Genomic DNA, 12,972 nt, shown 5'->3' on the forward strand with positions numbered 1-12,972 from the left:
CCATGGGCGGAACCGGCGTCATCGATCGCTTCCTCGAGACCTTCACCCGCTATATCGACTCCGGCTTCGGCCTGCTCGGCGGCGAAGTGGGGTTTGTGGCGACGACGCTGGTCGTCATCGACGTCACCCTCGCCGCGCTGTTCTGGAGCATGGGCTCCGACGAAGACATCATCGCCCGTCTGGTGAAGAAGACCCTGTTCGTCGGCGTCTTCGCCTACCTCATCGGCAATTGGAACAATCTCGCCCGCATCGTCTTCGAAAGTTTTTCGGGATTGGGCCTCAAGGCCGCCGGCGCCGGGCTCTCCGCTGCCGACTTCCTGCGGCCCGGGCGCGTCGCCCAGGTCGGCATCGACGCCGGACGCCCCCTGCTCGATTCCCTCTCGCAGCTTCTGGGCTACGTCTCTTTCTTCGAGAACGTCATCCAGATCGCAATTCTACTCATCGCCTGGCTCATCGTCCTCGTGAGCTTTTTCATTCTGGCGATCCAGCTCTTCGTCACGCTGATTGAATTCAAGCTGACGACGCTTGCCGGCTTCGTTCTCATTCCCTTCGGACTCTTCGGCAAGACCGCCTTTCTTGCCGAACGCGTCCTCGGCAATGTCGTCTCATCGGGCGTCAAGGTGCTGGTGCTTGCCGTCATCGTCGGCATCGGCTCGACGCTCTTCGCGCAATTTACGCAAGGTTTTGCAAGCCAGCCCACCGTCGACGACGCCATGGCGCTGGTCCTCGCCGCCCTCTCCCTTCTCGGTCTCGGAATATTCGGCCCCGGCATCGCCAATGGCATCGTTTCGGGCGGCCCCCAGCTTGGCGCGGGCGCGGTCGTTGGGACCGGGCTTGTCGCGGGCGGCGCGGCAGCGGCTGGATATGGCGCCCTACGCCTTGCGGGCGGCGCGGTCTCTGGGCTCGCCGGAAGGGGTGAGACGCAGGCCGCGGCGACATTGCCGCCCTCACGGGGGCCGCAGCCGCCCGGCGGCGTTGCCCCGCCTTCCGCGCCCCCTGACGGTTCTGGCGGCGGCTCAGGAATTTCGGCTGCGCGGCCATTCGCTTCAGTGGGCGCCGCGGCGGCCCCTCCGCCTGATGGCGGCGTCTCTTCAGGCGGCGGCGTCAATCCGGCGCTATCCGCCGAACCCGCGTGGGCGAAGCGTCTGAAGCGCTCCCAATCCGTCTCGCACGGCGTGTCCATCGCCGCCCATGCTCTCCGCTCCGGCGACGCCCATGGCGGCGGCGCCTCCGTCAATCTGTCCGAGGCCCGCTAATGTTCAAACGAAGCTCCGTCCGCTACGCGCGCACGCCCGAACCCGAAACGCCCTACCAGAAAGCCGCGCAGGTCTGGGACGAGCGCATCGGCTCCGCGCGCGTGCAGGCCAAGAACTGGCGGCTGATCGCCTTTGGCAATCTCTTCCTCGCCGGCGGTCTCGCCGGCGCCCTCGTTTGGGAGAATGCGCGCGGCTCGATCGTTCCCTGGGTCGTTCAGATCGACAAATTCGGCGAGGCGCAGGCCGTCGCCCCCGCCGTCGCGAACTACCAGCCAACCGATCCCCAGATCGCCTGGCATCTCGCCCGCTTCGTCGAGCATGTCCGCTCGATCCCGGCCGACCCCATTGTCGTGCGTCAGAACTGGCTCAAGGCCTATGATTTCGTCACCGACAAGGGCGCGCTGGCCCTCAACGACTACGCCCGCGCGAACGATCCCTTCGCCAAGGTCGGCCAGATCCAGATCGCCGTCGATGTCGCCAGCGTCATTCGCGCTTCGGACGATTCGTTCCGCGTCGCCTGGACCGAGCGCCGTTACGAGAACGCCAGCCTCGCATCCACCGAACGCTGGACCGCCATTCTCACCATCGTCGTTCAGCCGCCCCGCGACGCCGAACGGCTGCGCAAGAACCCGCTCGGCCTTTTCATTCACGCCATCAACTGGTCGAAGGAGCTTGGCCAATGACGCCATTCTCGTTTCGAGCTTTCACGAGCCTGCTTCTCTCGTCATCCCTGCTCGGCGCCTGTTCGACCTTCAAGCCGCCGGAGATCGCCTATGACGATCTGCCGGTTCCGGCGAGCCTGCAGAGCGATCCGCCTGGCCCGGTCAAAATCGTCGAAGTCCCGAAAATCCTGCCGCTCCCCGGCCAGCTCAAATCCCTTGCGCGAGGCAAAAGCGAGCGCCCCGAGCCGATCGACCCGAAGGCGCGGATTGAACAGGCCAACGCCGCCGCGCGCATGGAGCCGCGCCGCGCCGGCTATATCAACGCTGTCCAGATCTATCCCTTCACCGAAGGCGCGCTCTATCAGGTCTATGCCGCGCCGGGCGAGATCACGGACATCGCCCTGCAGGATGGTGAGCAACTCGTGGGCTCGGGCCCCGTCGCCGCCGGCGATACGGTGCGCTGGATCATCGGCGATACAGAGAGCGGCGCGGGCGCCGCCCGCAAGACACATATCATGGTCAAGCCGACCCGCGCGGATCTGATGACCAATCTCGTCATCAACACCGACCGGCGCACCTATCATCTCGAGCTGCGTTCCACCGAGAAGACCTATATGGCTTCGGTCTCCTGGCAATATCCGCAGGATGAACTCATCGCGCTGCGCCGTCAGAACGTCGCCGCCGAGGCCGCCGCGCCGGTCGATGTCGGCCTCGATCTCGCCCGGCTCAATTTCCGCTACGCGATCGACGGCGACGCCGCGCCCTGGCGGCCGCTGCGCGCCTTCGACGACGGCCGCAAGGTCTATATCGAATTCCCGCGCGGGATCTCCCAGGGCGAGATGCCGCCGCTCTTCGTCACCGGCGCCTCCGGCGACAGCCAGCTCGTCAATTATCGCGTGCGCGGCAATCACATGATCGTCGACCGGCTCTTCGCCGCCGCCGAACTGCGCTTCGGGTCCGACGACCAGAGAGTCGTCCGTATCGTGCGCAGCGACGGAAGGTCCGCCATATGAACGCGCCGGAACATGAGAAGAAGCTGGCGGAGGAGCTGCGGCTTCGACCCGAGCGGCCGCCGGTGACGCGGCTCTCGCGCCGCGTGCTGGTCACGCTCGCGGGCGTCTCGTCTGCCGCGCTTCTCGGAATGACCATCTGGGCGCTGCAGGGGCGCTCGCGTTCAGGCCCCACGCCGGAGCTCATCAACACGGACGCGAAGACCACCCCCGACGGCCTTGCGTCCCTGCCGCGCGACTATGCGGGCCTGCCGAAGAACGTCCCCAAGCTCGGGCCGCCGCTTCCCGGCGACCTCGGACGGCCGATCCTCGCGGCCCAAGGGCAATTGCCGTCCACCGGTCCTGATCCCGAACAACAGCGCATTGGCCAGGAGCGCGAGGCGGCGCGGACGGCGAAACTCTTTGCGACGACGAATATGCGCGAGAGGCCGTCGAGCAATGCCGAGGACGCTCAAAGATCGACGGTTGATCCAGGCGTCCACGCATCGGCGTCTCCAACCGAGCCGCCCCCAATCGATCCCGGCGACGTCCAGAACATGCAGGATCGCAAGCTCGCTTTCGTCAATGCGCCCGCCGATCGCCGCACCGTCAGTCCGGACCGCCTCGCCGCCCCGCCGTCGCGCTATGTCCTGCAGGCGGGCGCGGTCATTCCCGCTGCGCTCGTCACGGGCATCCGCTCTGACCTTCCCGGCCAGATCACGGCGCAAGTCACCGAGAACGTCTATGACAGCCCCACGGGGCGCTTTCTGCTTATCCCACAGGGCGCCAAGCTCGTCGGCGTCTACGACTCGCAGATCGCCTTCGGCCAATCGCGCGTGCTCCTCGTGTGGAATCGCCTCATTCTCCCCGATGGGCGCTCAATCGTTCTCGAGCGCCAGCCCGGCGCCGACGCCGCCGGCTATTCCGGGCTGGAGGACGAGGTCGATCATCATTGGCTCCGCCTCGCCGGCGCCGCTGCTTTGTCAACCATTCTCGGCGTCGGGACGCAGCTCGGAACGACCGGCGACGAAAACGCCCTCATCCAGGCGCTGCGCCGCGGCGGCGCACAAAGTCTCAACCAAACGGGCCAGCAGATCGTCGGACGCAATCTAAATATCCAGCCGACGCTCACCATTCGGCCAGGGTTTCCGGTGCGGGTGATCATGACTCGCGATCTCGTCCTCGCGCCTTACCGGGCGCCCGGCGACGTCGCCGCATCAGGAAGCGAGCCATGACCAAATTGAAGCTCTCTTCAGTGGAAGATGAAAAGCCCGTCAAGGTCACCGTGACACTGTCGGCGGCCCTGCATCGCAATCTGGTCGTCTATGCCGAAATCCTCGCGCGCGACTCAGGGAAGGCGATCGAGCCGGAAAAACTCATTGCGCCGATGTTGGAGAGATTCATCGCAAGCGACAGGGGGTTTGGAAAGGCGCGTCGTCGTGAGTAAAGACCGAGAGCGGTGACCCATCCAAGCATGCCAATCCAAAAGCGACCTCTGAATAGCGGAGATTCAGGCCGCACGAATTACACTGATCTCATGCAGCGTCTCGGGCCTCAAATGGGTGTACCGCCGCAGCATCTTCCAGTCCTTATGGCCCGTAACTAAAGCGACCTGCTCTATCGTGAACCCTGCTTCGAAAAGACGGCTCGTGCCTTCATGTCGCAGGTCATGAAAATGCAAATCCTCTATCTTTAATTCGCGGCATTGCCTTCGAAAGGCAGTTCCGACAGACTTCCCATTATAGGGAAAAATCCGTCCCTCGTTCGTCCTGGAGATGGAGCGCTGTTCTTCGATAATCGCGCATGGGTCGTAATCACGGATAGTGAGCAGCGGGATCCTCTGGTTATTTCCGTTCTTCTTTCGAGGATCCTTGCGATCTCGAATGAGCAACATCTTTTCAGCCGGATCAAAATCTTCCCATCGTATTCTGCTGATTTCATCCTGCCGCATAGCAGTTGCAATCGCGAACCGAACTATCCGACCGACCGGAATATGTTGTCTCGGATTATCGTCAAACGACGCGATGATACGATCGATTTCATCCTGCGTCGGCCGACGATCTCGTTCGGTCCCCTTCCCCACCAATCCAAGTCGACCCAGCGCAATGCGCGCAAGATCGATTGGTTCCATGGATACCTGAACGCCATGCACCGCGGCCGCATGCGACAATATCGTCTTGATGTAACCAAGGTCGATCCCGAGCGTAACCGGGCCCGCCCCTTCTTTCGCCCGATCTCGGCCGAATTGGATGAGGCGCTCACGATCCAGCTGACCAAGCTTACAAGCCCCAAGCCTTCGCTCCAGAAAAACCAAGCTGGCGGACTTCGAACGGCCGATCTGTCGGCCCACATCGCGAAGGTCATCTCGATGGAGGCGAACCAGATCGCCGAACGTCTTGGCGTCCCTTCGCGCGCGCTTTGTCGGAGACTCCCCGCGATCAATCCGCCGTTCGATGTCCAGCGCCCACTCCTCCGCGTCGCGACGGCGGAGAAATGAATCGTTGACATATTTTCCCTTGCGCCGAACTTGGACGCGCCAAGATCCCGATTTGAGCTTCGTGAACGTCGCCATTTCGTGTGCGCTCTGTGTGCACTGAAAGATCGAAAGGTAGCGAAAAGTGTCGTATCGAGGCGTAGAATGGAGTGCACACGACGCGACCTACGCCGTTGAGACTAAACAGAAAATGCTGACAAATCAAGATATTAGATTCGCCGTTGCGCCGATGATGGACTGGACGGATCGCCATTGCCGCTATTTCCACCGTCTGCTCTCCCGGCGGGCGCGGCTTTATACGGAGATGCTGACCGCAGGCGCGGCGATCCACGGCGACCGACCGCGGCTCATGGGCTTCGACGCCTTCGAACAGCCCGTCGCCTTCCAGCTCGGCGGCTCTGATCCGGCGCGGCTCGCGCAGGCGGCGCGCATCGTCGCGGATTTCGGCTATTGCGAGGTCAACCTCAACGTCGGCTGTCCCTCGGACCGCGTCCAGAATGGCGCGTTCGGCGCCTGCCTGATGCTGACCCCCGCGCTTGTCGCGGACTGCGTGAAGGCGATGAAGGACGCCGTCTCGCTTCCGGTCACGGTCAAATGCCGCATCGGCGTCGACGACCAGGAACCCGAGAAAGCCCTCTTCGACATGGCGGCGCATTGCGTCGAGGCGGGCGTCGACGCCCTCTTCGTCCATGCGCGAAAGGCCTGGCTGCAAGGGCTTTCGCCAAAGGAAAACCGTGACGTTCCGCCGCTGGACTATCCGCTCGTCCACCGGCTGAAAAAGGCGTTCTGCGAGACGCCGATCGCCATCAACGGTGGCCTGACGACGCTCGACCAGATTCGCGAGCAGCTCGCGGCCGTCGACGGCGTCATGATCGGACGGGCCGCCTACCACGACCCCGGCCTGCTTCTCGCGGTCGATCCGGAGCTTTTCGGCGCGCCCGCCCCCTTCGCCGACTGCTTCGCAGCGGTCGACGCGTTCCTCCCTTATATCGAGCGCGAATGCGCCAAAGGCGAAAAGCTCTCGAACATGACGCGCCACCTTCTTGGCCTGTTCGCCGGCCTGCCGGGCGCGCGAAGCTACCGCCGAAAGCTGGCCCTAGAGGCGGCACGTCCCGGCGCGGGACCTGAAGTCCTCCGCGCCGCCGTCTCCGAAGTGCGGAACGCCGTGGAGAGGATGCGGGAGGCCTCGGCCGCCTGATTTCAGCGCGCCGACAGCGCGACGAGCGCGGCGATCTCGGCCGCCTGTTGCGCAGCGCCAAGCACGTCGCCGGTGTAGCCGCCGATCTGCTTCTGCGCGAGTTTCGACACGCCCGCCGCGGCCGCGAAAGCCGCCATTGACGCCACGACGGTTTGCGCCAGCGTCGCGCCGCCGAAAAATGGCGCAAGGCCAAGGCCCGCGGCAATGTAAAGCGCGAGCCGCATCGCCGAAGGCGCCGGCGGCGCGGCCGCCGACCCAGCGCCGTCCGCCCGCGCCGGCAACAAGGTCATCAGCGGCCCAAGGCCCGCCACGCGCGATACGGCCGAGCTTGCGACAACCGAAAAAGCCGCCAGGAAGACGCCCTGCTCGACAATTGCGGCAAGGGCGAAAACGCGACAGGAAATCGCGATGCAAAGCGCGACCGCGCCAAACGCGCCCAACCGGCTGTCGCGCATGATCGCGAGCTTCTGTTCCCGGTTCACGCCGCCCCCGAAGCCATCCGCAACGTCGGCGAGTCCGTCCTCGTGGAGGGCGCCCGTCGCGAGCGTCAACGCGCCAATGGCGCAAATCGCGGACACGAGCGGCGGCGTGTGTAGCAATGATCCGGCGAGAAGCGTCGCGCCGCCGATCGCGCCAATGATCGCGCCGGCGATCGGCGTCGCCCACGCCGCGCGCGAGAAATCGGGCATGACGCGCCCGTCGCGGCCCGCGCCTACGGGAAGGCGGGAGTAAAACCGCAGGCAGTCGCGAATGTCGTCGGCGATCGAAGCGTGCATGCCCTTTTTTCGCCGAAGGCGCCGCCCGTGTCGAGCGCCTTCCGCGAAAACCTCAGCCGGCAGTCTGCATCACCTGAATCGCTGCAGGCGACAGAACCACAACCATGAGAACCGGCAGGAAAAAGACGATCATCGGAACGGTGAGCTTCGGCGGCAACGCCGCCGCCTTCTTTTCCGCCTCCATCATGCGCATGTCGCGGCTTTCCTGCGCAGTGATGCGCAGCGCCTGACCGAGCGGCGTGCCGTATTTTTCAGCCTGGATCAGCACCGTCGCAATCTGCTTGACGCCTTCGAGGCCGGTGCGGGCCGCGAGATTTGTGTAAGCCGTGCGGCGGTCGGGGAGATAGGAGAGCTCCGCCGTCGCGAGCGCGAACTCCTCGGCAAGCGGAATGGACTGCGCGCCGATCTCCTGCCCGACCTTGCGGAACGCGTGTTCGATCGACATGCCCGACTCGACGCAAATCAGCATCAGGTCGAGTGCGTCGGGGAAGGCGCGTTGCATCGACAGCTGACGGTTCGCGATCGTATTGCTCAGGAACAGCTCCGGCGCTTTCACGCCAAAATAAGTCGCGCCGATGACGATCGCGGCCTGCAACAACCCTCCCATCTCGGGATCGCCGAGCACGAAAATATAGAACACCGCCGCCAGCAGGAAGACGATCGGCGCCACCAGGCGGAAAAACAGAAAAGCAATCTCAGCCTGAGGCCCGCGAAAGCCCGCCGAAGCGAGCTTCATCTTCGAATCCTCCGTGTTGAGCCATTTCGAGAGCGAGAATTTGTCGACGATATTCTTCATGAAGGCCTTCGGCTCCTGCCTCAGGCCCTTGCTCTGCTGGCTCTTGGCGAGCGCGCGCTCGCGCTGGCGAATTCTCTCGCGCTCGCTGGAAACGCTTTTCATGCGCCGGGCCAGCGAGTCATTGCTCAGGAACGGCATCGCGAGCGTGATGATCGTCGCGACGACCGCCACGGCCGTCAATGCGCTGACGACAAACTGCGAACTTGTCGCCTTCTCGAGAATTTCTTCCATCTTGTCCGCCTTGTCGACCCCGACGCCTTCCTTTGAAGACGTTTAAGTCAAATATCGAAGTTAATCATCTTGCGCATGATGAACACCCCGATCGCCATCCAGAACAGACCGCAGGCGATGATCACCTTCCCGATGTTCGTCGTGAACAGAACCATCATATAGGAAGGGGTCGTGAGATAGACCGCTCCGCCGACGAGAAAGGGCAAACTGCCGATGATGCCGGCCGAGGCCTTCGCCTCCGACGACATCGCCTTAACCTTGCCTTTCATCTTCTTGCGATCGCGCAGAACCCGCGAAAGATTGCCAAGCGCCTCCGACAGATTGCCGCCGGACTTTTGTTGAATATTGATGACAATGGAGAAGAACGACGCCTCCGGCACAGGAACGCGTTCCGCGAAGCGCTCAACCGCTTCGCCGATCGACAGCCCGATCGCAGACGATTCAACAATGCGCCGGAACTCGCTCTTTACGGGCTCTTGCCCTTCGCTCGCGATGACTCGGAAACAGTCGGCGACAGGCAGACCCGCTTTCACGCCGCGGATGATGACATCGATCGCGCCGGGAAATTCCTCGATGAACTTACCGATGCGCCGCTTGCGAAGAAATGAAAGCAGCCAGTTCGGAAGACCGAGCACGCCGACGCCAACGCCGCCGATGGCGACCAAGGGATCCCCGTTGACGACATAGAGGAAAAATCCGAACAAGAGCCCAAAAACGACGGACCCCAGCAAGAATGCCTCCTTCGACACCGTGAGGCCCGCTTGCATGATCCGCTGCTCCAGATCGACCCTCTTCTTTTTGTTCTTCTCCTCGACCTCCTTGAGGCTTTCAGCGATCGCCTTGCGCCGCTTCGCAGGATCGACGCCGCCGCGCGACGACGCGCCGCGCTCGGCGGATCCGCTCGTGAGAGCCGCCTGCCGCTTCTGCGCCTTGATGTCGCCAGAGAGATAAGGATAAACGAAAGCGTACATCAGCGCCGCGACGGCGACGCCTATCAGAACAACGACGGCGATCTGGCGGTCCATGGCGCAACTCCTTCGTTTTTATTCCTCGTCACGCACTTCCGACGCGTCGAGCGCCGCAGCGAGTCGCTCATCCTCGCCATAATACCGCGCGCGCTCCCAAAACCGCGGCCGGCCGATCCCGGTAGACCGATGGCGGCCGATGATCTTGCCATTCGCATCTTCGCCCAAAATCTCGTAGACGAACAGATCCTGCATCGTCACCACTTCGCCTTCGAGGCCCATGACCTCCGTAATATGCGTAATGCGGCGTGAACCATCGCGCAGGCGCGCGGCTTGGATGATCACATCGACCGAGGAAACGATCATATCGCGAATTGTCTTAGCAGGCAGAGAAAACCCGCCCATGGTGATCATCGACTCGAGACGTCCCAGCGCTTCGCGCGGCGAGTTGGCGTGCAGCGTGCCCATCGAACCATCGTGACCAGTGTTCATCGCTTGCAGAAGGTCGAAGGCTTCGGGTCCACGAACCTCGCCCACGATGATGCGTTCGGGACGCATACGCAGACAGTTCTTGACCAAGTCGCGCATGGTTACGGCGCCCTGCCCCTCCAGGTTCGGCGGACGCGTTTCAAGACGCACCACATGCGGCTGCTGGAGTTGAAGCTCGGCGGCGTCCTCGCAGGTGATGACGCGCTCATCCGCTTCGATGTAGTTTGTCAAACAATTGAGAAGCGTCGTCTTGCCGGAGCCCGTGCCCCCGGAAATCAGAACATTGCAGCGCACGCGGCCGATGATTTTCAGCACTTCGCCGCCTTCAGGCGAAATTGCGCCAAATTTGATGAGCTGATCGAGGGTAAGTTTGTCCTTTTTGAACTTACGAATTGTCAGCGCCGGACCGTCGATCGCCAGCGGCGGCGCGATGACGTTCACGCGGGAACCATCGAGCAGACGCGCGTCGCAGATCGGCGACGACTCGTCGACGCGGCGGCCAACTTGCGACACGATGCGCTGACAAATATTCATCAGCTGCGAATTGTCGCGAAACCGGATGTTGGTAAGCTGAATTTTGCCGCCGACTTCGATATAGGTCTTGAATGCGCCATTCACCATGATATCGGCGATGTCGTCGCGCGCCAGCAAGGGTTCCAGCGGACCGTAACCGAGAACGTCGTTACAGATATCGTCGAGCAATTCCTCTTGCTCTGCGATCGACATCACCACGTTCTTGATCGCGATGATTTCGTTCACGATGTCGCGAATTTCCTCGCGCGCGTTCTCCGGATCGAGCTTCGAGAGTTGCGCGAGGTCGATCGCTTCGATGAGCGCGCCGAAGATGACGCTTTTCGTGATGTAATACTCTTCGGATTTCTTCTGTTCCGGCTGAGGCGGGGCCGCCGACGCTTCGACGCTGGAGGGCGCCGGGAGCGGCAATTGAGGCTTCACCGCCGGAGCCGCGGCGGACCCGCGCGGGCGGGCCGACGTATCGCCGACATTCGTACGCTTTCCGAACATTGCCGATTATCCTTGCGTCATGCCGTTGCGCGCCGCCTTCAGCTCGCTTTTTTACGCGAGAAACGCTCAAGGAGCGGCGACAGAAGAGTCTTCCTGGCGCGCCGCGCCGTCACGCGTCCCATCAGCGCACGACCCGCATCGTCAAGCGTTTCAACGATCTTCGAGCCCGCTTCCACTTCCGCCAGCATTTGACCATTGTTCGCCGCCGTGCCGAAAAGCTTTGCCTCGAACGGCACGACCCCGAACGGTTCGATCTCGATCGCCTTTGCGAACTCGGAGATGGAAATCTCCGGACGTCGAGGAACGCCGACCATATTGAGGATCACGCGCGGGGGATGGTCGTTGACGCGCGCCGCGCGAAGCGAATCGATAATCGTCTTCGTGTTGCGCAGATTTGCGAGATCCGGCGAGGCCACGATCACGACTTCGTCGGCGGCGACAAGGACCCGTTTGGTCCATGCGGACCACTGGTGCGGCACGTCAAGAACCGTACACGGCGTCGTCGAACGAAGGATGTCGAGAGTGGCGTCGAACGCCTGCTCCGGTAAATCGTAAAGACGGTCAACCGTCGCCGGAGCGGCGAGAATGCTCAGCGTATCGCTGCACTTCGACAGAAGGCGATCGACGAAATTGCTGTCCAGACGCTCCGGAGAAAACACCGCATCTGCGATCCCCTGGGGCGGGTCCTGATTGAAGTCGAGGCCCGTCGTGCCGAAAGGTAAATCGAGGTCGACGATGACGGTCTGATATTCGAGGAGCCGCGAAATCGACCAGGCGAGATTGTGCGCGATCGTCGACGCTCCTACTCCGCCTTTGGCGCCGGCGACTGCGACGACGCGGCCGAGAACCTCGGCGCTCGGCCCGTTATACAGATGCGAGACCTGGCTGATGAACCCGAGAATATCGAGCGGCGCGACAACGTAATCGCTGACGCCGCGCGAGGTCAGCTCACGGTAGAGCGCAATATCGTTTTCATGCCCGACGACCATCACCTTCGTGCCGGCGTCGCAAAACTCGGCGAGGCTGTCGAGCTGCTCGATGAGCGTCGCGCGATCGGCAAACGTCTCCAGCACGATCAGGTTGGGCGTCGGCGCGGATCGATAGGCTTCGATCGCGGCCGCGACCCCGCCCATGTGAACCTTCACATGAGCTTTCGCCATGCGGCGGTCCATCGCCGCGTCCTCGACAACCTGCGCGACGTCCGGCGACTCGCAGAACGCCTGAATCGAAATTCTCGGGACAGGCGCGATCTGGCTCGTCACGTCGTTGAGCGACGCGCGTTCGACTGCTGTATCGGTCATTACGAGCCACCCCCCACATTGCTGATGTCTGTCGCTTTGAGGCGCCACATCGTGCTCGGATCCGTGCCCATGCGCATACGGTTGATGCCGCGCATCCGCATCTCGATGTCGGCGGGCGTTTCGCCGCGCGGATTTGCGAGATCGCGCGGATCGGCGACCTGAGCGGCGAGCGTCGCCTGGGACGCGCAACCGAAATTCCAGTACGACTCGTTCTGCCATCCGTCGAGCGTGCTGCCCGAAGCGAGATCTCTCGGCCATTCGCCGCAACGGTGGCCGACTTTCGCCTTCAGGGACTGGAATGACAGCCGGATCGGCGCTCCGAGCTGGGGATCGGTAACTTGGTAGGTTCCTACCATGATGTTGCCGCGCAAACCCGCCGACGCCAAAGCACGCCGCACGGCGCCGGCTTCGCTCGCGGTCGCGACCGCGGCGCCGCTGCCGACCGGCGTGAGCATCGTGACCTGACCGTGGCCCAGTTCGTTGTACCTCGCGACGAACTCGCGAATGCGGCCTGCCGTTTCCTGGTCGACTCTGCCGTGCCGGCTCGACGGGAAAACGTCGAGGACATGCGGCGCGTCGCTCAAAATGACCGGATGCCGATCGTGGTAATCGTACGGCGTCGCGGGAGGCGGCAAGGTCCGCTGCACACCGCAGGCGCCGAGCGGCGCCGCCAACAACAACGCAAGTAAGCCCCCGCTGCGAAGCGCGCCCAGGCGCTTCACATGCGTTGCAAAGCCGCCTTGCGTCTTCGCCATTTTCAGTTTGGTCGACATTGTCGTCATCCCTCGCGGC

13 protein-coding genes are annotated in these 12,972 nt (G+C 63.0%); 6 read left to right on the plus strand and 7 right to left on the minus strand.

The window, feature by feature from the left end; genetic code table 11:
* The first annotated feature begins 2 nt into the window (after positions 1 to 2).
* From trbL to ACV959_RS11470, 5 genes are read left to right on the plus strand one after another with little or no spacing between them, the layout of a single operon-like run.
* Complete coding sequence (trbL, locus tag ACV959_RS11450; protein ID WP_475736727.1) at positions 3 to 1,256, plus strand: P-type conjugative transfer protein TrbL; 1,254 nt, start codon at positions 3 to 5, stop codon at positions 1,254 to 1,256.
* Positions 1,256 to 1,939, plus strand: coding sequence for a conjugal transfer protein TrbF (gene trbF, locus ACV959_RS11455; RefSeq protein ID WP_475736728.1), 684 nt, complete (start codon positions 1,256 to 1,258; stop codon positions 1,937 to 1,939). The genes trbL and trbF overlap by 1 nt, the downstream gene beginning before the upstream one ends.
* A complete protein-coding gene (gene trbG, locus ACV959_RS11460) occupies positions 1,936 to 2,931 on the plus strand; it encodes a P-type conjugative transfer protein TrbG (protein WP_475736729.1) in 996 nt (331 codons plus the stop codon). The genes trbF and trbG overlap by 4 nt, the downstream gene beginning before the upstream one ends.
* Complete coding sequence (locus ACV959_RS11465; RefSeq protein WP_475736730.1) at positions 2,928 to 4,142, plus strand: TraB/TrbI/VirB10 family type IV secretion system protein; 1,215 nt, start codon at positions 2,928 to 2,930, stop codon at positions 4,140 to 4,142. Before trbG ends, ACV959_RS11465 begins: the two co-directional genes overlap by 4 nt.
* Positions 4,139 to 4,354, plus strand: coding sequence for a DUF2274 domain-containing protein (locus ACV959_RS11470; RefSeq protein ID WP_475736731.1), 216 nt, complete (start codon positions 4,139 to 4,141; stop codon positions 4,352 to 4,354). Before ACV959_RS11465 ends, ACV959_RS11470 begins: the two co-directional genes overlap by 4 nt.
* A gap of 63 nt (positions 4,355 to 4,417) precedes the next feature.
* On the opposite strand, the gene ACV959_RS11475 is transcribed toward ACV959_RS11470, so the two are convergent.
* Positions 4,418 to 5,479: a site-specific integrase gene (locus ACV959_RS11475; protein ID WP_475736732.1), complete on the minus strand. Its 1,062-nt coding sequence runs from the start codon at positions 5,477 to 5,479 to the stop codon at positions 4,418 to 4,420.
* Between the two features lie 112 nt (positions 5,480 to 5,591).
* Between ACV959_RS11475 and dusA the strand changes: the two genes are divergently transcribed.
* Entirely contained in the window at positions 5,592 to 6,599 is a 1,008-nt protein-coding gene (dusA, locus tag ACV959_RS11480; protein ID WP_475736733.1) for a tRNA dihydrouridine(20/20a) synthase DusA, read from the plus strand.
* A 2-nt stretch (positions 6,600 to 6,601) separates the two neighbouring features.
* On the opposite strand, the gene cobS is transcribed toward dusA, so the two are convergent.
* From cobS to ACV959_RS11510, 6 genes are read right to left on the minus strand one after another with little or no spacing between them, the layout of a single operon-like run.
* Positions 6,602 to 7,375, minus strand: a complete 774-nt coding sequence (gene cobS / locus ACV959_RS11485) for an adenosylcobinamide-GDP ribazoletransferase (RefSeq protein ID WP_475736734.1) — start codon at positions 7,373 to 7,375, stop codon at positions 6,602 to 6,604.
* A gap of 52 nt (positions 7,376 to 7,427) precedes the next feature.
* Positions 7,428 to 8,402 (minus strand): type II secretion system F family protein, encoded by a 975-nt coding sequence (locus ACV959_RS11490; RefSeq protein WP_475736735.1) that lies wholly within the window; start codon positions 8,400 to 8,402, stop codon positions 7,428 to 7,430.
* Positions 8,403 to 8,449: 47 nt separating this feature from the next.
* Positions 8,450 to 9,427, minus strand: coding sequence for a type II secretion system F family protein (locus ACV959_RS11495; protein WP_475736736.1), 978 nt, complete (start codon positions 9,425 to 9,427; stop codon positions 8,450 to 8,452).
* 18 nt (positions 9,428 to 9,445) lie between these two features.
* Positions 9,446 to 10,879 (minus strand): CpaF family protein, encoded by a 1,434-nt coding sequence (locus ACV959_RS11500; protein ID WP_475736737.1) that lies wholly within the window; start codon positions 10,877 to 10,879, stop codon positions 9,446 to 9,448.
* Positions 10,880 to 10,917: 38 nt separating this feature from the next.
* Positions 10,918 to 12,180, minus strand: coding sequence for a CpaE/TadZ family protein (locus ACV959_RS11505; protein ID WP_475736738.1), 1,263 nt, complete (start codon positions 12,178 to 12,180; stop codon positions 10,918 to 10,920).
* Entirely contained in the window at positions 12,180 to 12,953 is a 774-nt protein-coding gene (locus tag ACV959_RS11510; RefSeq protein ID WP_475736739.1) for a CpaD family pilus assembly protein, read from the minus strand. The genes ACV959_RS11505 and ACV959_RS11510 overlap by 1 nt, the downstream gene beginning before the upstream one ends.
* Between the last annotated feature and the right edge of the window lie 19 nt (positions 12,954 to 12,972).

This window comes from Methylocystis sp. Se48 (assembly GCF_056269425.1).